Source organism: Blastococcus sp. URHD0036 (assembly GCF_000701365.1).
Classification (GTDB): Bacteria; Actinomycetota; Actinomycetes; order Mycobacteriales; family Geodermatophilaceae; genus Trujillonella.
In genome coordinates, this window is sequence record NZ_JNIK01000015.1 from 105,929 (window position 1) to 128,467 (window position 22,539).

Consider the following 22,539-nt stretch of genomic DNA (forward strand, 5'->3'; position numbering starts at 1 on the left):
CGCTGCGCGGCCGCTCCCGGGGGGCGCGAGCCCGCGCCGGCGTCGTCGCCGGTCCGCGCTCAGACCAGCCCCTCGTTGTGCGGCTCGATGCTGGCCGAGGGGTCCACGCCCTCGTCCGCGGCGGGCTGGACGGGGCCCTCGCCCGGTTCCGAGCCCGAGCCGGCGGCGGTGTTCCGGGAGGACCGCTCGGGATCGGTCACGTCCGTCGTCGTCGGCGCCTGGCCGATGCGCCGGGCGGCCTCTCCGGTCCCCGTCTCCTCGAGTCCTCGTTCGCTCATGACCCCTCCGATCGCGTCCGTGCCCCCCACGCTGCGGCAGGCCGGCCGGGCCGGCCATCGGCAGATCTGCCCATCTGCCGGTGCGATCCGGGTGCCGGCCCGTCGGGTGGGTACGCCGCGGGACGACACCGGAGGACGCCGTTCGGGAGGACCACCATGCGGGTCGAGGAGCTGTCAGGGGACGACGCCACGGTGTACCGGGCCGTGGCCGAGGCGGAGACCGCCACCGGCGCACCGCACCTGCAGGACGTCGCCCGCCGTGCGGGGCTGGACCTCGACCGGACGCGGGCCGCCGTCCACCGCCTGCTGCATACCGAGCCCAAGATCCTGCACGAGGTCCCGGACACCGACCCTCCCGATCTGGGGCCGGTGTACGAGCTCGCGCCGCGGACCTGAGCCCGGCACCCGCGGAGCTAGGGACTGCCCGTCGCGGCACCGGACGTGTGACGGGGCCGCCGGCAGGAGGGGAGCGGGACGTAGACACCGTCGCGCTCCGCACGAACCGCGGCCAGGGTCCTCGTCGGTGCCTCCAGCTTCACGAGGATGTGCTCGAGGTGGGCGGCGACGGTCCGCGGGGCGACGACGAGGGTGCGGGCGATGTCCTGGTTGGAGCACCCCTCGACCAGGAGGCCGAGCACCTCCAGCTCGCGCGGGGTCAGCCCGTGCAGGTCGGTCACCGGCGACAGCAGCACCAGGCCGGTCAGCGCGGGCGGCACGTCGTCGGGCGCCCCGAGGACGGTGACCCGCACGTGCCCTCCGGGCGCGTGCGCACCCCCCAGCGGCCAGAGGAACGACGAATAGACCTCGCCGTCCCCGATCCGCTCGCGCGCGGTGGCCAGGACGGCGGACCGGGGGACCAGCAGCGCGTCGTCCGGCATGCCGGGCAGCGCCTGGCAGCCGCCGTCGGCGCAGAGCACCACGCCGGCCGTGGCGTGGCGGACCAGCCGGGCCGCGGTGATCAGCGAGTGCATCGGGTCGATGCCGCGCGCCAGCACCGGCGCCACCCCGGCGAGCCGTCGACGTGCCGCCGCGCTGGGGACCTGACGGTCCCCGGAGAGCACGGCGACGTGCCCGACGTGCCGCCCTCCGGGCGCGAACAGACCCATGCCCAGGCCCTCGTACAGACCGGACGGGAGCAGGCACTCGGCCCACGTCGGCAGCTCGTCGACCGGGTAGGGGAGATCCGAGGGGCCCAGCGGCGGGCGCGCCCGATCGGTGCCGGTGGCCTCGATGTCCCGTGCCACCTGGGGTCCGGCGAGGAACTGCACGACCGGGCCGTCCAGGTCGAGGGTCGCCACGGAGTGGTATCCGCGGCCCAGCGGGTCGGCGAACGCGAGGAAGGCGCCGTCGAAGGGGAGGACGTGGCGGAGTGCCTCCAGCATCGCGTGCGCGCGGTCGGCGGCCGGGCCGGCGGCGGCGGCGGTCTCGGCCAGCAGCAGTTCACCGGTCGTCTGCGAACTCATGTGCCCCCCCCCGGGGGATCCAGCGGTCGCGGGTCTGCGGCTGCCACGACCGGATCGGCTGCTGCGACCGGCAGGGGGAGATCCCGACGACCTACTCATACCGCACGACGGGCCGCTCCACCCGGCGGGGCATGACGTAGAACCACAGGGATGGAAGTCCAGGCCTAACGCCCGCGTGAGCCGGCCTCCGGGGCTAGCGTGGTGCGTGGATCTGCGCCGCCTCAGGTACTTCCTCGCCGTGGCCGAGGAGGGACGCTTCGCCACGGCCGCGCGCCGGTTGCACGTCGCCGCTCCGTCGCTGTCCCAGCAGATCCGTGCGCTGGAACAGGACCTGCGCGTCACCCTCTTCGACCGCACGTCGCGCGGGGCCGAGTTGACGCCCGCGGGACACGTCCTCGCCGAGCGGGCGCGGGTGATCCTGGCCGAGGTGGAACGGGCCCGCCAGGACGTGCGATCCGCCGAGCCCGACCGTCGCGAGCAGGTCGCCCTGCGGATCTGCACCATGGCCGAGCGGGTCCTCGACGGCCCGCTGCGGCTCGTCGGCGCGGCCATCACCGGCGTCGAGGTCGTCGTCACGTCCAGCCCGGGGGACGACGCGGTGGAGGCCGTCCGGCAGGGGCGGGCCGACGCCGCGGTCGTGTGGAACCGGCCGCCCGAGCACCGCGACCTCGACGGGATCGTGCTGGGCTCGGTCGAGTTCGGGATCGTCCTGCCCGAGGGGCACCCGCTCGCCGCACGCGCCGGGGTCCCGGTCGCCGAGCTCGGGTCGGAGAACGCGGTGATGTTCCCGTGGTCGCCGTTCGCCGGCATCTGGCAGCGGACCGTGGACCACCTGCTGCCGGGCGGGGTGCGGCCGGGGCAGGTCGTCGTCGAGCCCGACCTCATCAACAGCCCGGAGGCCATGGTGCGGGCGGTCGCCGCGGGCACCGGGATCGCCCCCGGGATCCTGGGGGTCGCCGAGCACATGGAGGTCGGTGGCATCGTCGTCCGGCCGCTCGAGCCCCCGTTGTGCCTCGACCTCGAGGTGGTCTGGCGCCGGCCGGCCCGCCCCGCCGTCCGGCGCCTCGTGGATCACCTGGTGGAGACCGTCGACGATCCCGGCGTCCTGGTCTCGCCTGCTCCTCGTCGCTAGCCGCGGCAGCCGGGATCGGCATGTCTGCCGATACCCGGCCGACCACTGCCCTGGGTGCAATCGGGTCCCGACCCGAGCCCGGGCGGAGGACGCACGCGGACGAGGAGGCAGTGTGAAGGCAGTGGTGTACGAGGGCCCGCGGCAGGTCAGCGTCAAGGACGTACCGGACGCGCGGATCGAGCGGCCGACCGACGTGCTGGTGCGGATCACCTCGGCGAACATCTGCGGTTCCGACCTGCACATGTACGAGGGCCGGACCGACTTCGAGACCGGACGCTGGTTCGGGCACGAGAACCTGGGCCAGGTCGTCGAGGTCGGCGACGGGGTCGACAAGATCCGGGTGGGGGACTGGGTCGTCCTGCCGTTCAACATCGCCTGCGGGCACTGCAAGAACTGCGAGCAGCAGCTCACGAACTACTGCCTGACCGCGCAGCCCAAGAAGGAGTGGGCCGGCGCCGCGTACGGCTTCGCCGACATGGGCCCGTACGGCGGCGGTCAGGCCGAGCTGCTGCGCGTGCCCTGGGGTGACTTCAACTGCCTGAGGCTGGGGGAGGACGCGGAGGAGCGCCAGACCGACTACGTGATGCTGGCCGACATCTTCCCGACGGGGTACCACGCCACCGAGCTGGCCGGCGTGCAGCCGGGCGACCAGACGGTCATCTACGGCGCCGGCCCCGTCGGGCTCATGGCCGCCCTCTCGGCCACCATCCGCGGTGCCGGCAAGGTGATGGTTGTCGACCGGCACCCCGACCGGCTGCGGCTGGCGGAGTCGATCGGCGCGATCGCCATCGACGACTCGAAGGTCGATCCCGTGCAGGCCGTCCTCGACCAGACGATGGGGCTGGGCGCCGACAACGGCTGTGAGTGCGTGGGCTACCAGGCGCACGAGCCCGACGGCCAGGAGCAGGCCAACCTGACGATGAACCGGCTGGTCGCCTCGGTGCGCTTCACCGGGAGGGTCGGCAACGTCGGCGTCTTCGTGCCCCAGGACCCCGGGGCGGCCGACGAGCTCGCCAAGCAGGGCAAGCTGGCCTTCGACTACGGCATGTTCTGGTTCAAGGGCCAGCACGTCGGCAGCGGCCAGGCACCGGTCAAGAAGTACAACCGGCAGCTGCGCGACCTCATCGCCGGCGGCAAGGCCGAGCCGTCCTTCATCGTCAGCCACGAGCTGCCCCTCGACCGGGCGCCCGAGGCCTACGAGCACTTCGACAAGCGGGACGAGGGCTGGACCAAGGTCGTCCTCCACCCGGCGATGGCGGGGGCGTGACATGGCCGGCGAACTGAACGGACGACGGGTGGCGATCCTCGCGGCCGACGGAGTCGAGCGGGTGGAGCTCGAGCAGCCGCGGCAGGCGCTTGAGAATGCGGGGGCACGCACGGACGTGCTGTCGATCCACGACGGGGAGATCGCGGCGCGGAACAACGACCTGGAGGACGCCGGCACCTTCGGAGTCGATCGGCTGGTCGGCTCGGCGTCGGTGGACGAGTACGACGCGCTGCTGCTCCCCGGCGGCACGGTGAACCCCGACCAGCTGCGGATGCAGCCGCCTGCGGTGAAGTTCGTGCGGGACTTCGTCGAGTCGGGCAAGCCGGTCGCCTCGATCTGCCACGGCCCGTGGAACTTCGTCGAGGCCGACGTCGCCCGCGGCCGGCGGTTGACCTCGTTCCCGAGCATCCGCACCGACCTGCGCAACGCCGGGGCCGAGGTGGTCGACCAGGAGGTCGTCACCGACGGCAACATCACCACGAGCCGGTCGCCGGACGACCTCCCGGCGTTCTGCGAACGGATCGTCCAGGAGTTCGCGCGGGCCCCGCAGCCTGCCGGCGCGGGAGGCCGGGCATGACCAACGCGATCGGGAACGTGGCATCACTGGCCGCCCGCGCCGGCGGGAGCGTCGTCCGCCAGGTCCGGTCGGCGGTCGACCCGTCGGCCGCCCGTCCGGCGGACGCCGGCCAGGCAGCATCGGGGTGGCTGGCCGTCACCGTGTTCCGCGAGCCGGCGGAGATCGATCCCGCGCAGCTGCCCGCGCCCCTGGCCGAGTTCGGCGACCGGATCGAGGTCCGCGTCCGCCCGGCCCCGGGTGGCAAGGGGACCGAGCTGGCGGCCCGGTTGCGCGACCGGCCGTCCGGCTCGGCCGCTCAGCGGCTGAGCGGCAAGGACCCGCAGGCGGACCTGCGGTCGGCACTGCGCAAGGCCAAGCAGCTCATCGAGGTCGGTGAGGTGCTCGCCGTGGACCCGGCACCGCACGGCAAGCGGTCGGCGACGCCCGGCGGGGCGCTCCTGGAGGCGTGGACCAAGGTCGCGCCGAAGGCGGGTGTGCGATGAAGGCCGTCACGTGGCGCGGGGTGAACGAGATCGGTGTCGAGGACGTCCCCGAACCGAAGATCCTCAACGACCACGACATGATCCTCCAGGTGGGGCTGACCGCGACCTGCGGCTCGGACCTGCACCTCATGGGCGGCTACATCCCCGCGATGCGGGCCGGCGACGTGCTCGGGCACGAGTTCATGGGCACGGTCGCGGAGGTCGGCCCCGCCGTGACCAAGCACAGGGTGGGCGACCGCGTGGTGGTGGTCTCGTTCACCAGTTGCGGGCAGTGCTGGTACTGCAAGCAGGGGCTGTGGTCGTTGTGCGACAACGGCAACCCCAACCCCGGGATCACCGAGGCGCTGTGGGGCCAGGCCATCGGCGGCTGCTACGGGTACTCCCACGCGTTGGGCGGCTATGCGGGCAGTCACGCGCCCTACATCCGCGTCCCCTACGCCGACCAGGGGGCGTTCGCGATCCCCGACGGCGTCTCGGACGAGCGGGCGCTGTTCGCCTCAGACGCCGCACCCACTGGCTGGACCGGAGCGCACCAGGCGGAGGTCCGGCCGGGCGACGTCGTCGCGGTCTGGGGAGCCGGCGGCGTGGGGCAGATGGCCGCCCGCGCGGCCATGCTCATGGGCGCCGAGCGGGTCGTCGTCATCGACCGGTTCGAGAACCGGCTCCAGCAGGTCCGTACGCACATCGGGGCGGAGACGCTGGACTACGAGCAGTCCGACGTCCCCGGCGAGCTGCGGGAGATGACCGGCGGGCGGGGGCCGGACGTCTGCATCGAGGCGGTGGGGATGGAGGCGCACCACCCGGGCCCGTCGTACCTGTACGACCAGGTCAAGCAGCAGATGCGGCTGCAGAGCGACCGGCCCACCGCGGTCCGGGAGGCGATCTACGCCTGCCGCAAGGGAGGGACGGTGTTCACCCTCGGCGTCTTCGGCGGCCTGGTGGACAAGTTCCCCCTCGGCGCGGTGATGAACAAGGCGCTCACCCTGCGCGGGGCCCAGCAGCACGGGCACCGCTACATCCCGGAGATCCTCGAGCGGATGAGCCGCGACGAGGTGCGTACCGAGCACCTCGCCACGCACGTGATGTCGCTGGACGACGGGCCGAAGGGATATCGGATGTTCAAGGAGAAGGAGGACGGGTGCGTCCGCGCCGTGTTCCGTCCGGGTGCCTGAGGCGCCGACGGGCGGCCGGGTGAGCGTCGCCTGTGCCGAGGCGGTGCGGGCGGGCAACGGCACGACGATCCTGTCGTGGCGACGCCTGCTGGTCTGCTTCGGCGCGGGCCTCCTCGCCGCCGCCCTGGTCACGGTCGCCGGGATCCCCGAGATGTCGGTCCTCCTCGGCTGGAGCGTCGCCGCCGCCGGCCTGCTGGTTTGGGTGTGGCGGATCAGCTGGCCGCGCGACGCGCCGGGCACCAAGCGGCTGGCCGAGGAGGAGGGGCGGACCCGGGTCACGGACACGGTCGTGCTGTGCGCGGCGGTGGCGAGTCTCGCCGCCGTGGTGGAGGCGCTCGTCCGCTCGCAGACCCAGGACGCCGTCAGCATCGCCACCGTGGTGCTCGGCGTCCTGGTCGTGATCCTGTCGTGGGCGCTGGTGAACACGGTCTTCGCCCTGAAGTACGCCCGTGGCTACTACTCGGGCGGCGACGGCGGCATCGACTTCGGCCAGGACGACCCACCGGCCTACAGCGACTTCGCCTACCTCGCGTTCACCGTGGGGATGAGCTTCGCGGCCCCGGACACCCAGCTCGCCGACAGGTCGGTCCGGAAGGTCGCCCTCGGGCATGCCCTGCTGTCCTACCTCTTCGGCACCGTGGTGATCGCCGTGGCGGTGAACCTGGTGACCAACCTGGGCCAGTCGTCCTGAGGAGTCACCGGCGCCCTGTCCCTGGCGGTCCGCCGAGCGCCGGCGGGATGCGCAGCCCGGTACGCACGGCGCGGGTGGCGGTGGCGGCGGGACCGGGCACGTCGAGGGCGAGCTGCGCCCGGCGGAGGGACACGGTCGCCGTGCGCGGGTCCACCCCCACCGCCGCGGCCAGCGCCGGGACCTGCGTCGTACCGGCCACCAGGTGCCCCAGGAGCCGGAGATCCAGACAGGTGAGGCCGCGCAGGTCGCCCGGGGAGGACAGCAGCACCGCACCCGACAGGTGGTCGAGCTCGGGCATCGCGCAGTCCAGCGCCGTGACCCGCCGCAGTCCCTCGCCGTCCGCGCCCGGCACCGGCACGAGGAACGCGGCGTAGGGGCCGCCGGCGGCCAGCTCGCGGGCCACGGCGGCGAGGACCGGCGAGCCGGGGGCGAGCAGGGGGTCGTCGGGCAGGCCGGGCAGGGGGAGGGGCGTGCCGCCGCGGGTGACCACCACCCCGGCCTCGGCGGTCCCGACGATCTTCGCGGTCGCGGCGATCTCCCGCGTCCGGTCCAGGTCGTCGGCGATCACCCGGGTGACGGCGGCGAGGACGTCCCGGTCTGCCGGGCCGGGCCGCGCCGGGTCCGCGCCGAGGAGGCTGAGGAAGCCCACGTGCCGTCCGGTGGAGGCGAACAGCGCACCGGCGACCCCGCCCCGGAACCCGGCCGGGATCAGGTACTCGCCCCAGGCGCGGATCTCCGGGAGGGGTGTCGGCAGCTCGCCGGCGAGCACCGGCGGCTGGAGGCTGTTGAGCCCGAGCAGGTCGAGCTCGACGTCGGCCTCGGGAGTGGAGAAGTAGCGGTGCAGGGCCTCGGCCGGGCCCGTGGTCGCCAGGGCGACGTGGCGATGTCGCTCCGGATCCCGGACGGCGATCCACGCGGAGTCGAAGCGGAGCTCCCGGCGCAGCACCTCGAGGACGTCCGCGGCTCGCTGCTCCACGCCCGTCGCCATGGTGCCGATGTCGGCCAGCTCGTCCTGCAGGCGCACGAGCGCCGGGTCGTCGTCCCTCACCGTGCCTCCCCCCGAGCGGGCCCCTCCCGGCACCGCTGTTCCGGTCGATCGGCGTCCCACTGTGGCAGCGCAGGGCGGGGCCGGCCCATCGGCAGCTCGACCGATCCGCGGGCGCGGGGCGTGGCTGAGGCGGCGTGCTCCTACCCGGGGATGCGGGCGCCGTGCCGCGCGCCGTCGTGCCGGGTGGCCTGGTCGGTCCCGTCGAGGCGCACCGTGGTGGTGACGTCGGCGCCGGACCCGATGCCCTCGGTGTCGGGCGTGAGCGCGGCGACGACGTCCTCCTCGTCGTCGTAGGTCCGGTGGACGGCGGCGGTGAGCAACCGCAGCTGGCGGTCCAACGGTGCCTGACGGTCGGGCGGGGCGACGCCCTTGAGGTCGTGCAGGGCCGCGCACAGGCGGCGGGTCACCTGTGGCGAGGCCGCGCCGGCCAGCCGGATCTCGTCGAAGGCGAGCCGCACGTGGCCCTCCCAGGAGAGCGTGCGCTCGACCAGCCGGACCACGCCGTCCGCGTCCCGGTGCTCGCCCGGCGGCAGCGGCCGCACGGCCAGCTGGCGCAACAGGTCGTGCAGGCGGTGCAGCGCCTGGAGCGTCGTCGTCGGGTCGTCGAAGGGCTGGGCGATCGACCGCTCCGCGACGTCGACCAGCTTGCGGATGCCGTAGGACGCGTCGTCGCCGTGCACGCGCTCGGGGCCCACGAGGACCAGCCGCGCCACCTCGTCGGCGTCCAGCCGTGCACCCGGCGCGCCGTCCTGCGCCCGCTGTGGACCGGGGTGCACGCGGAACAGGGGCGCGCCGCCGGGCACGAAGTCGCCGACCACCGGGACCAGTTCGAGGACGCAGTCGGCGCGGCGCGCGGCGGCGACCAGCGCGGCCCGATCCACCCGGACGACGTTGCCGGGCTCCCGCGCGGGCACCACGGACGGGCCGGTCTCCGACCCGTCCGCCGGTGGGGACGCGGCGGGGAAGGACGACTCGATGAGGTCGCGGGTGCGGTCGCCGACCAGGTCGATCAGGCCGGTCGCCCGCATGGTCTGCCCGGAGTGGTGCACGAACAGGATCAGCGTTCCGAGGCTGGCCGCCATCAGCAGGTAGGCCAGCAGGACCGACAGGCCGGGGACGCTGCCGGTGTCGGACCCGCGGATCTCCCGGATGGTGAGGACGGCGACGACGAAGGTGGCTCCGAACAGGCCGATCGCGAACTGGCTGAACCGGTCGGTCAGCAGCGCCGCGACGATCCGCGGGGAGAACTGCCCCATCGCCAGCTGGACCACGACCAGCGTCACCGTGAGCACGAGGGTGGTCAGCGAGAGCATCCCGGAGGCGAAGACCGACAGGATCGTCGAGGCGTCGCTCGGCGTCCCCGTCACGCTCTGGGGGACGAGCGTGTAGTCCGACCGGCGATCCAGCCAGAGCGTGCCGAGGGCCACCAGCACGCCGGCGAGGACGCACAGCAGGGGGATCAGCCAGAGGCTGGTCCGGATCGCGTGCACGAGACGGGCGAGGCGCATCGGGCTCCCCGGGGCTCGGGCCGGCCGGGAGGGCGGCGCGGCGGACGGTCCTCCCATCTCACCCTCCGTCCCGCCCCGCGCGCCTCGGCAGGATGACCGATGGTGATTGCGGGCCGGGGCGAGTAGGGCAGGAGGGGACAACGCCAACCCGGGACGGACGAGCGATGACGAGCGGATACCCCCCAGGCTCCTACGGCAGCCCCTTCGACGACTTCTTCGCCCGCTACATGGGCGGCGCCCGGCAGCCGCGCCAGCGGGTGGACATCACCCAGTTCCTCAGCGACCAGGCCCGCGAGCTGGTGAACGCGGCGGCGCGCCGGGCCGCCGAGGTCGGCAGCCCGGACCTCGACACCGACCACCTGCTGTGGGCGCTGGCGGAGGGGGAGCCCACCGGCCTGCTCCTCCGCCGCGCGGGCGCCGACCCGGCGCAGCTCCGCGCCGAGCTCGACGGCCTGCCGCGTCGCGGGGAACAGCGCGCAGACACCCCGGCCCTCACCCCCGCGGCCAAGCGCGCCCTGCTCGACGCGCACCAGATCTCCCGGGCGCTGGGCTCGACCTACATCGGCCCGGAGCACCTGCTGTTCGCGCTGGCGGTCAACCCGGACTCGCCGGGCGGGCGGCTCCTGCGCCAGCGGGGGATCACGCCGGAGGCCCTGCAGCAGGCCGCCGTCGGCGGAGGCGGCGGGCAGGGTGGGGGCGGCCGCCCCGCGTCGAGTACGCCGACGCTGGACGAGTACGGCCGCGACCTGACCGAGATGGCCCGCAACGGGGAGATCGACCCGGTCATCGGCCGGGAGCAGGAGATCGAGCAGACCGTCGAGGTGCTCTCCCGGCGCCGGAAGAACAACCCCGTCCTCATCGGGGAGGCCGGCGTCGGCAAGACCGCGATCGTCGAGGGGATCGCCGCCCAGATCGCCGAGGGCGACGTCCCGGAGACCCTGCGCGGGCGCCGGGTGGTGGAGATCGACCTGACCGGGCTGGTCGCCGGCACCCGATACCGCGGTGACTTCGAGGAGCGGCTCAAGAAGATCATCGACGAGATCCGCGAGCACTCCGACGAGGTCATCGCCTTCATCGACGAGCTGCACACCGTCGTGGGGGCGGGCGCCTCCGAGGGGTCCGGCGGCGCCGGGAACATGCTCAAGCCGGCGCTGGCCCGCGGCGAGCTGCACATCATCGGCGCCACGACGCTCGACGAGTACCGCCGCAACATCGAGAAGGACGCCGCTCTGGAGCGCCGCTTCCAGCCGATCCTGGTGGCCGAGCCCGGCATCGAGGACACGGTGCAGATCCTCTGCGGCCTGCGCGACCGCTACGAGGCCCACCACCAGGTGCGGTTCACCGACGACGCCGTCGTCGCGGCCGTGGAGCTCTCCGACCGCTACATCACCGACCGGCACCTGCCCGACAAGGCGATCGACCTCATCGACCAGGCGGGGGCACGCGCGCGCCGCCGGGCGAAGACGCCCCCGACCGACCTGCGCGGCTTGGAGCAGGAGGTCGAGCGGTTGCAGCGGGAGAAGGACCAGGCGGTCGCGGCCGAGCAGTACGAGCGGGCCTCCCAGCTGCGCGACCAGGTCGGTGAGGCCCAGCAGCGCCTCGACCGGGCCCGGGACGGCGGGGGAGAGGGCACAGCCGTCCCCGAGGTCGGCGTCGAGGAGATCGCCGAGGTGGTGTCCCGGGCCACCGGCATCCCGGTCAGCCAGCTCACCCAGGAGGAGATGGAGCGGCTGCTCGAGCTCGAGCAGCACCTGCACGAGCGGGTGGTCGGGCAGGACGAGGCCGTCGAGGTCGTCGCCGAGGCGGTGCGCCGCTCCCGTGTCGGCCTGGGCGACCCGGACCGGCCGATCGGCAGCTTCCTCTTCCTCGGGCCGACCGGCGTGGGCAAGACCGAGCTGGCACGGGCGCTGGCCGAGGCGCTGTTCGGGGACGAGGACCGCATGATCCGGCTGGACATGAGCGAGTTCCAGGAGCGGCACACGGTCAGCCGGCTGGTCGGGTCCCCGCCCGGCTACGTGGGGTACGAGGACGCCGGGCAGCTGACCGAGGCGGTGCGCCGCCGGCCCTACTCGGTCGTGCTCTTCGACGAGATCGAGAAGGCCCATCCCGACGTCTTCAACACCCTGCTGCAGGTGCTGGACGACGGCCGCCTGACGGACTCGCAGGGCCGGACCGTCGACTTCCGCAACACCGTGATCATCATGACGAGCAACCTCGGGTCCGAGCTGATCGTGGGACAGCGCGGCCCGCTGGGCTTCACCAGCGCCGACGACGCGGCCGGGGCCGACCTGCGGGACCAGGTGATGCGCCGGCTCCGGGAGGCGTTCCGGCCGGAGTTCCTCAACCGGATCGACGAGATCGTCGTCTTCCAGCGGCTGGACGACGCCCAACTGCAGCGGATCACCGACCTGCTGCTCGACGAGACCCGCCGGCGGCTGCGGGCTCAGGGCATCGAGGTCGAGTTCACGCCGGAGGCGGTCGGCTGGCTCGCCCAGCGCGGCTTCGAACCGCAGTTCGGCGCCCGGCCGCTCCGCCGGGCCATCCAGCGCGAGGTGGACAACCGGCTCGCCCGGCTGATGCTCGACGGCCGGGTGCGCAGCGGTCAGCGGGTGCGCGTCGGAGTCCGGGACGGCGACCTCGACCTCGAGGTGGAGGACCGGGCGGCCGCGCCGGCACCCGCGTGAGGCGTCGCGGCCGGTGGCCGACGGATATCGGTCGTTCTGCCGATACGCCGGCGGAAGCGGCGTGGGTACGCACGAGGGGGACGGCGCGGGTGCCGCGGCCGGCGAGCCTGAGAGGGGTGTGCGATGCGAGCGATGGTGTACCGGGGGCCGTACAAGGTCAGGATGGAGGAGAAGGAGCGGCCGGCGATCGAGCATCCCAACGACGCGATCGTCCGGGTGCAGTTGGCCGCGATCTGCGGCTCCGACCTGCACCTCTACCACGGGATGATGCCGGACACCCGGATCGGTCACACGTTCGGCCACGAGTTCATCGGGGTGGTCGACGAGGTCGGGTCGTCGGTGCGCAACGTCGCCGTCGGCGACCGGGTCATGGTCCCGTTCAACATCTTCTGCGGCACCTGCTGGTACTGCGCGCGGGGCCTGTACTCCAACTGCCACAACGTGAACCCGAACGCGACGGCGGTCGGAGGCATCTACGGCTACTCGCACACCACCGGCGGTTACGACGGCGGCCAGTCCGAGTTCGTCCGGGTGCCGTTCGCCGACGTGGGCCCGTCGAAGATCCCGGACTGGATGAGCGACGAGGACGCCGTCCTGCTGACCGACATGACGGCGACCGGCTACTTCGGGGCGCAGCTGGGCGACATCGTCGAGGGGGACGTCGTCGTCGTCTTCGGCGCCGGGCCGGTCGGGCTGATCGCGGCGAAGTCGGCCTGGCTCATGGGCGCCGGCCGGGTCATCGTCATCGACCACCTGGAGCACCGGCTGGAGAAGGCGCGCACCTTCGCCCACGCCGAGACCTACAACTTCACCGAGTACGGCGACATCGTGCTCGAGATGAAGAAGGCCACCGACTGGCTGGGGGCCGACGTCGCCATCGACTGCGTGGGCGCCGAGGCGGACGGCAACTTCCTCCAGCACGTCACCTCGGCCAAGCTCAAGCTGCAGGGCGGCTCCCCGGTCGCGCTGAACTGGGCCATCGACTCGGTCCGCAAGGGCGCGACGATCTCGGTGATGGGCGCCTACGGCCCGCTCTTCAGCGCCGTCAAGTTCGGCGACGCCATGAACAAGGGGCTGACCATCCGGACCAACCAGTGCCCGGTCAAGCGGCAGTGGCCCCGGCTGTTCGAACACGTGCGCAACGGCTACCTCAAGCCCAGCGAGCTGGTCACCCACCGCGTGCCGCTCGAGCACATCGCGGAGGGCTACCACATGTTCTCGGCCAAGCTCGACGGCTGCATCAAGCCCCTCGTCGTCCCCACCGCGGCCTGAGCACGGGAGACATCCGATGACCTACACACCGCACAAGCCCCCGATCGCGGAGTCGCCGGAGCAGCTGAGGGCGCGGATCCCCGGCTGGGGCGTCGACCTCGACCCGGCCGACCGCCCGTCGGTGCCGAAGCTGAAGTTCCAGGAGGACCTCACCGGCGCGCACTGGGAGTTCCCCGAGCGGCAGCCGGAGACGTACCCGCGGGAGCGCTCGGTCGAGCACGGGATGCTGACCCCGGTGTTCGGTACCGCCCAGCCGCTCTCGGGCGTCTCCGGTGCCATCCGCCGCTACGCCTACCGCTACAGCGAGGGCCGGACGGCGCACTGGCTGCTGCTGATCCTCGGCGACCGGGTGGACGCGTGGGAGAACCACCTGAAGTCGTTCCTCACGCTGCACCCGGACAACCCGATCACCGAGACCGGTGTGAAGGCGGAGTTCACCCGGCACGGCCTGAAGTCGCGGCTCGGCCAGAACCGCGCGGACCTCAAGCACCAGCCGCTGGACCCGGTGATCGTCGCCGGCCCGTGGGTCGCGGCGGCGGGCGTCGTCTACGCCGGCGTCCGGGGCGTGACGAGGTCGCTGGCCCACGCGGGGGCCGACGGGCACCGGCCGGTGCACTGAGCGGCCGCCGGCTCACCCGCTGAGGCCTCACCCTCGGCGGGTGAGCCCGGTCGCGTCGCCGTCCGGTGGAGTGGGTGCGACGACCCACTGCGGCGAGAGGGGCCACACCGTGCCCGACGTGCTCCTGGGCCTCCTCGCGATCGGCGTCGGCAGCCTCTTCTGCTTCCGCGGCTACCTGACGATGCGGGTCGTGATCCCGATCTGGGGTGCCTTCACCGGGTTCCTGCTGGGCGCCGGCATCGTCGACGGGTGGAGCGGCGACGGGTTCCTGTCCGGCGCGCTGGCCTGGGTCGTCGGATTCGCCGTGGCCCTCCTCTTCGGTCTGCTCGCGTACACGTACTACGAGGTCTGCGTGGTGCTGGCGATGGCGGCGGTGGGGTTCGTGCTCGGTTCGGGCCTGATGGTCGCGCTGGACGTCCGGTGGTCGTGGACGGTGGTCCTGGCCGGGGTGCTGGCGGGCCTGGCGCTGGCCGTGCTGGCGGTCGTCGGCCGGCTGCCGATGGTGGTGCTCACCGTGCTGACCGGGCTGGCCGGGGCGGCCACGATCGTCGCCGGGATCATGCTCCTCACCGGCGCCCTCGATGCGGACGACCTGGACTCGGAGGCGGTCGTGGCGCGGATCGACGACTCGGCCGGCTGGTGGGTGCTGTACGCCGTGCTGGCCGTGACCGGGATCGTGCTGCAGCTGCGCGTACTCGGGGACGTGCGGCGCAGCGTGCGTGCGCAGTGGGCCGCGGACGGCGGGCGGGAGCTGTCGCACCGGGAGGGCACCGTCCGGTGAGCGACGGTCGGGCGACTCGGACCGGCGCCCGTCCGGCGCCGGTCCGAGGTCGAGCGGCTCAGTTGATGCGCTCACCACAGGCCGGCGAGGCGCCCTCGACCGGCACGAACTCCTCGCCCTCCAGCGTCACGTAGTACAGGCACGACTGCTCCTGGTCGGCGACGGTGAAGTCGATCGGCTGCCCGTAGAGCCCGCTGGCGTCGAAGGTGTCGTCCTGGTTCAGGGCGTCGATGAACTCCTGCTGGCTGGCGTCGCAGCCGGCGACCTCCAGGCCGTGCAGCAGCAGGTCGGCGTTCAGCCAGCCCGAGGACATCGCGTAGCCAGGGATCCCGGACTCGACGCCCTGGTCCTGCACCGCGCTCTTGAGGCGGTCGGTCGCCTCGGTGCCCAGCGACACGGGGGCGTAGCCGACGGAGAAGCTGACCCCCTGGGCTGCTTCGACGGCGACGGGGTTGTCGAGCAGGTCGGCGCCGTAGCCGGTGGCGGCGAGGATGGCCTTGGTCTCGACGCCCTCCTGCTCGAGCCCCTGGACGATGGCGAGCGAGGTGTCGAAGGTGATCGGCAGGTAGACCCCGTCGGTGCCGGAGTCCCTGATGCCGAGCACGATCGGGCCGACGTCGGTGCTGCCGAACTGCAGGTTGTCGTTGAGGTAGCCCACGTCCAGGCCGGCGGCCTCGGCCGAGTCGGCGGCCGAGCGCAGGGCGTTCTGCGAGGCGGGCACGGAGAAGGCGACCCCGCCGAACGTGGTGGCGCCGGTGGCGGCGAAGAAGTCGCCGGTGTTCGCGTAGACCGCCTCGGGGTCGGGGACCGGCTGGGCGAGGAACAGGTTGTTGCCGGGCTCGCGCCACTCCGGGCTCTGGTCGGTGCCGTCACTCAGCATCGGGACATCGGACGCCTGGGTGAGGGCGAACTGGGTGGCACCGAAGAAGTTCGGGCTGCTGGAGAGGACCGCGTAGACGTCGTCCTGCTGGACCAGCTTCTGGACGGCGGTGAGGGCGCCGGCGGGGCTGGAGGTGTCGTCGGCGTCGACGATCTCGAAGTCGTTGTCGGCGCACTCGCCGCCCTCTTCCTGATAGGCGTCGAGGCGTGCCTGGACGCCGGCGTGCGCGTTCTCGCCGTAGGTCGCCGCCGCCGGTCCGGACGTGGGGGTGATGACGCCGACCTTGATCGTCTGCGACCCGCCGCCTCCACTCGAGGCAGCGCTGTCGCCGCCGTCGTCCTTCTCGTCGTCGGTGCCGCAGGCGGTCAGTGCGAGGAGCAGCGCGCAGGTCACGCCGGCCGCCCTCCGGGTCGTCGTCCTCATGTCCGGGTGTCTCCTCGACGCAGCAGTGGGTGGCGTTGACAGCCGGCGCGCACGGTATCTAGGTTCTGACGTCGAAATCAATAGTTTGCGGCACGTGGGAATGTGGTCCGGCGAGCAGGCCCGACCGCGGGACGGAGACAGGAGTGCCGACGAGCGTTCCCGACCCCGGGGAGCTGGAGCTGCTGCGTGCCACGGCACGCGGCGTCCTGGCAACGAGCGGCACGCTCCCCGACCTGGGGCGGCTCGGGCTGCTGGGCCTGCTCACCCCGGAGTCCTCCGGCGGCAGCGGGTGGAACGTGGTCGAGGCGGTCGCCGTCGCCACCGAGGCCGGACGGGCGCTGTCGCCGCTGCCCATCGCCGGGAACCTCGTCGCGGCCGCGGCGCTGGCCGGCTTCCCGGGCGGGGAGCCCCTGGCCGCCCGGCTCGTGGAGGGCACGGCCGGCGCGGCCTTCGTCGAGCGGCCGGGGTCGACCCCGGCCGACGGGGGATGGCGCGTCTCGGGCGCCTACGCCGTGCCGGGCACCGGGTCGCCGGACGTGCTGGTGCTCGCGTCCCCGGGGCGGCCGCTGGTCGCCGTGGACCGGGCGGACCTCTCGTGCCGGCTGCAGCCCGACGCCCTGGACAGCAGCCGCGGCACCGTCCTCCTCACCGCCGACGACGCCCCCGCCCGGGCGCTGCCCGGCGCCGACCGCGACACGCTCGCCGACGCCGCGGTCCTCCTCGCGTGCGCGGACACGCTGGGCGCACTCGCGGTCACCGTGGAGCGGGTCACCCGTCACCTGTCGGACCGGGACGCGTTCGGGCAGCCCCTGGCCGCCTTCCAGGTGCTGCAGCACCGCCTCGTCGACCTCGACGTCCTCGTCGTCACGACCGGGTCGCTGGTGTCCGCAGCCGCCACGGCGCTGGCCGACCGCGCGCCGCACGCGGCGGCCCTCGTCCGTGCCGCGCACACCTTCCTGGCCGAGCGGGCCCCCGCGGCGCTCGACGACTGCGTCCAGCTCTCCGGGGGCCTCGGCGTCACCTGGGAGTGGCCGGTGCACCACGCCGTCCGCCGGGCCGTCGTCGACGCCGCCGTCCGGCCGTCGGCGGTGCCGTCCGCCGACGAGATGCGGACCGCGCTCGAGGTCGAGCGGCCGGCGATCCCGGGGACCGAGGACGTCCGCCGGCACGTCCGGTCGGTGATCGCCGAGAGCGACCCGCCGCCGGCCCGCGAGGGGCACCGCGCACCGACGACGCCGGAGCAGGAGGCGCGGCTGCGGGCCTGGTACCGCACCCTCTACGACACCGGCCTGCTCGGCGGCTGGTGGCCCGAGGAGGAGGGCGGCAGCCCCGGCTTCCGGCCGGCGCACCAGCTCGTCGTCACCGAGGAGCTCATCCGCGCGCGGGCCCCGCGTGCCATCGACCAGGTGCAGCTGGCCAGCCACGTCCTGCTGGAGTTCGGCACGGCGGAGCAGAAGCAGCGGTACCTGCCGAGGATCCGCAGCGTCGAGGACATCTGGTGCCAGCTGTTCAGCGAGCCGGGAGCCGGCAGCGACCTGGCCGGCGTGCGCACGCGGGGCGAGCAGCGGGACGACGGGTCCTGGGTGCTCACCGGGCAGAAGACCTGGACCACCGACGGGCACTGGGCGCAGCACGGGCTGGCGCTGGTCCGGACGTCCGCGGAGGCGAAGCGGCACGCCGGCCTGACGGTCTTCATCGTGCCGATGGACGCCCCCGGCGTCGAGGTCCGGCCGATCCGGATGAACAGCGACGCCGTCGACATCAACGAGACGTTCCTCGACGGTGTCGTCCTCGGACCGGAGCAGGTGCTCGGCGACGTGGGGCAGGGCTGGGCCATCGCCATGTCCGGCCTCGAGGTCGAGCGGGTCAACGTCGGCGCCAACGTCGTGCTGCTCGAACAGCTGCTGTCCGACGTGCTGACCGTGGCCGGCGAGCTCCGGTCCGACGGCGCGCCGCTGGCCGGCGACCCGGTGGTCCGCGGCGGCATCGCCGGGCTGCTGGCTCGCTTCGAGGCGGCCCGGGCGTTCGTGTCGGGCCACGTCGAGCGGGTGCTCGCCGGCCGGGAGGGCGAGTCCGAGGGGCCGATCGCCAAGCTGCTCTACACCGAGGCCTACAACGAGATCGCCCGGTACGGCACGCAGCTCGTCGCGACGTACGGGCCCGCCGAGGGCGCCGGCGCCGAGGCCGCGGGCCGGCTGCAGGACGCGTGGCTGTGGTCGCGGGTCCAGACCATCTCCGGTGGCAGCTCCGAGGTGATGCGGAACATCCTCGCCAAGCGGCGGCTCCGGCTGCCCAGCGGCCGATGAGCGGGGACCTCGAGCGGGCGCTGGCGCTCGCGGACGTCGTGCAGCTCCACGCGGAGTACGCGCGGCTCATCGACGCGCGGGACTTTCCCGCATGGAGCCTGCTGTTCACCGAGGACGCGACGCTGGTCCTGGCCGCCGGCACGGTCACGGGGAGGGACGAGCTGGTCCGGTTCGCCCGGGAGTCGCCGGTCGGCGTCCACCTGCCGGCGCTGCCGTCCGTCGAGCCGCAGCCGGACGGCGGCGTGCTGGCGGTGGCTCCCTTCGCGTTCGTCAACGCCGGGGCGCGCACGGTCGTCGCCGGTACCTACCGCGACCAGCTGGTCCGCGGCGACTCCGGACTGCGGTTCCGCCGGCGGGAGATCGAGGCCCGCGGCCGGCTCGAGCTCGACGTCCCGGGGGAGGCCGACCGATGAAGATCGCGGTGCTGCTGCGGCCCGTGCCCGACCCCCGGGCCGCCGCGCGGCTCGCGCGCGCCTACGAGGACGCCGGCGTGGACGTGATCGCCACGGGGGAGTCCTACGGCTTCGACGCGGTCAGCTGGCTGGGGTTCCTGGCCGCGGGGACCGAGCGGGTCGAGCTCGCCGCGCACATCCTGTCGATCTACGCGCGGACGCCGGCGACGACCGCCATGACCGCGGCCGGCCTGGACCACCTCAGCGGCGGACGGTTCGTCCTGGGCCTGGGCGCCAGCGGACCCCAGGTCGTCGAGGGCTGGCACGCCGTCCCCTACGACGCCCCGGTCGCCCGCACCCGGGAGATCGTGGAGATCTGCCGCACGGTGTGGCGCCGGGAGAAGCTCGAGCACGACGGGCCCCGTCACCCCGTCCCGCTGCCGGCGGACCGCGGCACCGGCGCCGGCAAGCCGCTCAAGCTGATCGACCGCCCGCTGCGCCCGCGGATCCCGGTCCACCTCGCCGCCCTCGGCCCGGCCAACGTCGAGCTGGCGGCCGAGCTCGCCGAGGGCTGGGTGCCCTACCTCTACGTGCCCGAGCTCGCGGACCGCGTCTGGGGCGAGCCGCTGGCCCGGGGTCTGGCGAAGCGGGACTCCGCCCTCGGGACGCTCGACGTCACCGCGGCGGTCCCGATGGCGATCGGGGACGACGTCACCCACCTGCGCGACCGCGACCGTGCCCACCTGGCGCTGTACGTCGGCGGCATGGGCCCCCGGGGCAAGAACTTCTACACGCAGATCGTGCAGCGGTACGGCTTCGAGCAGGAGGCCGCGGAGGTGCAGGACCTCTACCTCGAGGGCCGCCGCGAGGAGGCCGCCGCGCGACTGCCCGACGCGCTGCTGGAGGGGACGTCGCTCATCGGCGACGCGGGCTACGTCCGCGACCGGCTCGCCGCGCACCGGGCGTCGGGTGTGACGGTCCTGCAGGTGGAACCGGTGGGCGCCGATCCGCTGGGCGACATCCGCCGCCTGCGCGCGCTCGTCGACGAGAGCTGATCTGCGTCGGGGTCAGGGCGTGTACCGGCCCCAGTCGTACGGCACCAGGGCGTGGAAGGGCGCGGCCAGGAGCGGCTCGGCACCCGACCGGCTCCAGCGGCGCTCGAGCACCGGCCGCAGCCGGTCGCCCACGGTCGGCGGGTCGTCGTCCAGGAAGCAGTAGCTGATCTGCAGGCCCGTGTTGTCCCGGGTGGTGTACGGCGGCTCCATGGGGTCCGCCCCGGCCCACCACACGCCGCCGACCCCGTCGACGTCCACGAGCTCCGCAGGCGGCGGACCGCCCCGCTCGACGAGCAGGTAGACGCCCGTCGACGGCCACCACGGCAGGACGTCGGCGCCCACCTTGATCCGCGGGGCAGCCGCCCCGCCGTCCAGGGCGAAGACGCTCCGCTCGACCGTGGGGGTGAGGTACGGCGTCCGGCCGGCCTCGGCCATGGCGGCGTTCAGCTCGTTGAAGGCCGCCATCGCCGAGCGGTCGGTCCACAGGTAGGTCATGACGTGGTCGACGGCGTCGTAGCTCTCGTGCCGGGTCGCCCGGGCGGCGCGGCAGGCCGGGGTGGAGACCAGCCGGAAGGAGGCGCGCAGCGCCGCCAGCCGGTGCTGCTCCGGCCGGTGGTCGAGCGAGTGCCAGGCCAGGTAGTCGGCGTCGCGGCCCTCCGGGTGCCGGGCCGACATCGACACGTAGACCGTGCGGACGTCGGTGCGCCCGGTCGCGAGCATCCGGGGGACGGCGTCCGACGGCGTTCCCGGCAGGAGGTCGTCAGGGCGGGCCATGCACGGATGCTCGTGGAGCATCAAGCAGTTGACAACTGCTACGTTCCGAACCTGACATCGACGTCAGTGGAGGTCGCGGTGCTCGAGGGCGAGAAGGTCCTGATCACGGGCGCGACGGGGAAGATCGCGTTCCCCATCGCGCGTGCGCTCGCGGGGCGGAACGAGGTCTGGGGTGCCGCGCGGCTGCGCGGTGCGGGGGACGGACAGCGGCTGGCCGACGCCGGCATCCGCCCGCTCCGGTTCGACGTCTCGAGCGACGACGTCGGAACGCTGCCCGACGACTTCTCCTACGTCTTCCACGCCGCCGTCGACCCGGGGAACGACGGCTGGCCGGCCGCCGTGCGGACCAACGCGCACAACTCCGGCGACCTGATGCACCACCTCCGCGGCGCGAAGGGCTTCGTCTACTGCTCCAGCGGCTCGGTGTACGGCTACCCGGGGCAGCGCCCGCTCACCGAGGACGACGGCCCCGGTGTGCCGCTGCGCGCCAACTACAGCTTCTCCAAGATCGCGGCCGAGTCGGTCTGCACCTGGATCTCCACGCACTTCGGGATCCCGCTGACCATCATCCGGATCTGCTCGACGTACGGACCCCTGGGCGGGGCGCCCGCCGACCGCCTCGAGGCGATCCTCGCCGGCCGGCCCATCCGGCTGCACCCGGACGCCCCCAACAACTACAACCCGGTCTACGAGGACGACTACGTCGACCTCGGCATCCGCGCCATGGAGGTGGCGGCCTCGCCGCCCGTCCTCGTGAACTGGGCCGGCAGCGAGACGGTCAGCATCGAGGAGTACTGCCGCTACCTGGGCGAGCTGGTCGGCCGCGAGCCGGTCTTCGAGTACACGCCGCAGGCGCACACGCCGCTGTGGCCCGACGTCACCCACATGCACGAGGTCCTGGGCCGTACGCACCTGCCCTGGCGCGAGGGCTTCCGGCGCATGGTGCAGGCGCTGCACCCGGAGCTCGTGCTCGCGGACGAGCGATGACGCTCACCGGCACCCCGTCCGACGACGACGAGGCGATCCTCGCCACCGGGCGCTCCGGAGTGGCCACGGCCTTCGTCTCCCTGGGGGCGCGCCACCCCGACGGCGCGGACGCCGACTACCTCGCCTGGCACAGCCTGGACCACCGCCCCGAGCAGCAGCGCCTGCCGGCGCTGCGCACGTCGCTGCGGCTCGTCTCGACCCCGGAGTGCCGTGCCGCGCGTGCCCCGGCCGCCGGCGCCCTCGACGCCGTGGACCACGTGATGACGTACTGGTTCACCGACGAGTCGGGGCTCGACGGGTTCCGCCGGCTGTCGGCGGCCCTGCGGGGGGCGGGGCGGACGCCCTTCGTGGTGCCGCCGGTCGAGCGCGGCGTCTACGGCATCCGGGAGCGCCGCGCCGACCCCGCCATCCTGGCCGGCGCGGACGTCCTCCCGTGGTGGCCGGCGGTCGGCGTCTACCTGCTCGTGGAGCGGTCGGCCGCCGAGGTGGCGCCGCTCGTCGAGGTGCCCGGGGTGGCGGGCGTGTGGTCCGCGGTGGCCGGGCCCGTGGGCGCGGACTCCACCGCCCCGGCCGGTCAGCAGCTCACCTGGTGCTTCCTGGACGACGACCCGGTCGCCGCCGCCGCCCGGCTGCGCCCCGTCGTCGAGGAGCGGTCGCGGGCGGCGGGGCACCCGGCGCTGCTGGCCGCCCCCTTCCAGGTCGTCGTCCCGCACGCCTGGGACCGGTACCTGCCGTGACCCGGCGCGCG

Annotated in this window: 22 protein-coding genes; 16 read left to right on the top strand and 6 right to left on the bottom strand. The window is 73.8% G+C overall.

Annotated features, from left to right (window positions below; genetic code table 11):
* Positions 1-59: 59 nt before the first annotated feature.
* Complete coding sequence (locus N555_RS0114730; protein ID WP_156036377.1) at positions 60-278, bottom strand: hypothetical protein; 219 nt, start codon at positions 276-278, stop codon at positions 60-62.
* 156 nt (positions 279-434) lie between these two features.
* Here N555_RS0114730 and N555_RS0114735 point away from each other — a divergent pair, with 156 nt between their 5' ends.
* A complete protein-coding gene (locus N555_RS0114735) occupies positions 435-674 on the top strand; it encodes a hypothetical protein (protein WP_029432262.1) in 240 nt (79 codons plus the stop codon).
* Positions 675-691: 17 nt separating this feature from the next.
* On the opposite strand, the gene N555_RS0114740 is transcribed toward N555_RS0114735, so the two are convergent.
* Positions 692-1,741 (bottom strand): helix-turn-helix transcriptional regulator, encoded by a 1,050-nt coding sequence (locus N555_RS0114740; RefSeq protein WP_051684096.1) that lies wholly within the window; start codon positions 1,739-1,741, stop codon positions 692-694.
* A gap of 205 nt (positions 1,742-1,946) precedes the next feature.
* Here N555_RS0114740 and N555_RS0114745 point away from each other — a divergent pair, with 205 nt between their 5' ends.
* The 6 genes from N555_RS0114745 to N555_RS0114770 all read left to right on the top strand — a co-directional run bounded on the left by N555_RS0114745 (position 1,947) and on the right by N555_RS0114770 (position 7,062).
* Positions 1,947-2,873 carry a LysR family transcriptional regulator gene (locus N555_RS0114745; RefSeq protein ID WP_197029033.1) on the top strand — a complete coding sequence of 309 codons (927 nt, stop codon included), beginning with the start codon at positions 1,947-1,949 and terminating at the stop codon, positions 2,871-2,873.
* Positions 2,874-2,985: 112 nt separating this feature from the next.
* A complete protein-coding gene (locus N555_RS0114750) occupies positions 2,986-4,140 on the top strand; it encodes a glutathione-independent formaldehyde dehydrogenase (protein ID WP_029432265.1) in 1,155 nt (384 codons plus the stop codon).
* A gap of 1 nt (position 4,141) precedes the next feature.
* A complete protein-coding gene (locus N555_RS0114755; protein ID WP_029432266.1) occupies positions 4,142-4,717 on the top strand; it encodes a type 1 glutamine amidotransferase domain-containing protein in 576 nt (191 codons plus the stop codon).
* Entirely contained in the window at positions 4,714-5,199 is a 486-nt protein-coding gene (locus N555_RS0114760; RefSeq protein ID WP_029432267.1) for a hypothetical protein, read from the top strand. Before N555_RS0114755 ends, N555_RS0114760 begins: the two co-directional genes overlap by 4 nt.
* The gene (locus N555_RS0114765) at positions 5,196-6,371 is read left to right on the top strand and encodes a zinc-dependent alcohol dehydrogenase (protein WP_029432268.1); all 1,176 of its coding nucleotides are present in this window, start codon (positions 5,196-5,198) and stop codon (positions 6,369-6,371) included. Before N555_RS0114760 ends, N555_RS0114765 begins: the two co-directional genes overlap by 4 nt.
* Positions 6,372-6,390: 19 nt before the next feature.
* On the top strand, positions 6,391-7,062 hold the full coding sequence (locus N555_RS0114770) for a DUF1345 domain-containing protein (protein WP_029432269.1): 672 nt from the start codon (positions 6,391-6,393) through the stop codon (positions 7,060-7,062).
* 4 nt (positions 7,063-7,066) lie between these two features.
* Here N555_RS0114770 and N555_RS0114775 read toward each other — a convergent pair whose 3' ends face one another.
* Positions 7,067-8,110 (bottom strand): hypothetical protein, encoded by a 1,044-nt coding sequence (locus N555_RS0114775; RefSeq protein WP_029432270.1) that lies wholly within the window; start codon positions 8,108-8,110, stop codon positions 7,067-7,069.
* A 140-nt stretch (positions 8,111-8,250) separates the two neighbouring features.
* On the bottom strand, positions 8,251-9,618 hold the full coding sequence (locus tag N555_RS0114780) for a DUF2254 domain-containing protein (protein ID WP_029432271.1): 1,368 nt from the start codon (positions 9,616-9,618) through the stop codon (positions 8,251-8,253).
* A gap of 164 nt (positions 9,619-9,782) precedes the next feature.
* Here N555_RS0114780 and N555_RS0114785 point away from each other — a divergent pair, with 164 nt between their 5' ends.
* From N555_RS0114785 to N555_RS0114800, 4 genes are all read left to right on the top strand, one after another.
* The gene (locus N555_RS0114785; protein ID WP_029432272.1) at positions 9,783-12,302 is read left to right on the top strand and encodes an ATP-dependent Clp protease ATP-binding subunit; all 2,520 of its coding nucleotides are present in this window, start codon (positions 9,783-9,785) and stop codon (positions 12,300-12,302) included.
* A 123-nt stretch (positions 12,303-12,425) separates the two neighbouring features.
* Positions 12,426-13,574 carry a zinc-dependent alcohol dehydrogenase gene (locus N555_RS0114790; protein WP_029432273.1) on the top strand — a complete coding sequence of 383 codons (1,149 nt, stop codon included), beginning with the start codon at positions 12,426-12,428 and terminating at the stop codon, positions 13,572-13,574.
* A 16-nt stretch (positions 13,575-13,590) separates the two neighbouring features.
* A complete protein-coding gene (locus N555_RS0114795) occupies positions 13,591-14,193 on the top strand; it encodes a hypothetical protein (protein WP_051684097.1) in 603 nt (200 codons plus the stop codon).
* Positions 14,194-14,302: 109 nt separating this feature from the next.
* Positions 14,303-14,974: a TM7S3/TM198-like domain-containing protein gene (locus N555_RS0114800; protein ID WP_029432275.1), complete on the top strand. Its 672-nt coding sequence runs from the start codon at positions 14,303-14,305 to the stop codon at positions 14,972-14,974.
* A 58-nt stretch (positions 14,975-15,032) separates the two neighbouring features.
* On the opposite strand, the gene N555_RS0114805 is transcribed toward N555_RS0114800, so the two are convergent.
* Positions 15,033-16,277, bottom strand: coding sequence for an ABC transporter substrate-binding protein (locus N555_RS0114805; protein WP_029432276.1), 1,245 nt, complete (start codon positions 16,275-16,277; stop codon positions 15,033-15,035).
* Between the two features lie 143 nt (positions 16,278-16,420).
* On the opposite strand from N555_RS0114805, the gene N555_RS27480 reads away from it, so the two are divergent.
* From N555_RS27480 to N555_RS0114820, 3 genes are read left to right on the top strand one after another with little or no spacing between them, the layout of a single operon-like run.
* Positions 16,421-18,583, top strand: coding sequence for an acyl-CoA dehydrogenase (locus N555_RS27480; protein ID WP_081866243.1), 2,163 nt, complete (start codon positions 16,421-16,423; stop codon positions 18,581-18,583).
* Positions 18,580-18,996: a nuclear transport factor 2 family protein gene (locus N555_RS0114815; RefSeq protein WP_029432278.1), complete on the top strand. Its 417-nt coding sequence runs from the start codon at positions 18,580-18,582 to the stop codon at positions 18,994-18,996. Before N555_RS27480 ends, N555_RS0114815 begins: the two co-directional genes overlap by 4 nt.
* Positions 18,993-20,030 (top strand): LLM class F420-dependent oxidoreductase, encoded by a 1,038-nt coding sequence (locus tag N555_RS0114820; protein WP_029432279.1) that lies wholly within the window; start codon positions 18,993-18,995, stop codon positions 20,028-20,030. Before N555_RS0114815 ends, N555_RS0114820 begins: the two co-directional genes overlap by 4 nt.
* A 12-nt stretch (positions 20,031-20,042) precedes the next feature.
* Here the strand turns inward: N555_RS0114820 and N555_RS0114825 are convergent, their stop codons facing one another.
* The gene (locus N555_RS0114825; protein ID WP_029432280.1) at positions 20,043-20,804 is read right to left on the bottom strand and encodes a hypothetical protein; all 762 of its coding nucleotides are present in this window, start codon (positions 20,802-20,804) and stop codon (positions 20,043-20,045) included.
* Between the two features lie 78 nt (positions 20,805-20,882).
* On the opposite strand from N555_RS0114825, the gene N555_RS0114830 reads away from it, so the two are divergent.
* A complete protein-coding gene (locus N555_RS0114830) occupies positions 20,883-21,791 on the top strand; it encodes an NAD-dependent epimerase/dehydratase family protein (protein WP_029432281.1) in 909 nt (302 codons plus the stop codon).
* Positions 21,788-22,528, top strand: coding sequence for a hypothetical protein (locus N555_RS0114835; protein WP_029432282.1), 741 nt, complete (start codon positions 21,788-21,790; stop codon positions 22,526-22,528). The genes N555_RS0114830 and N555_RS0114835 overlap by 4 nt, the downstream gene beginning before the upstream one ends.
* The last annotated feature ends 11 nt before the right edge of the window (positions 22,529-22,539 follow it).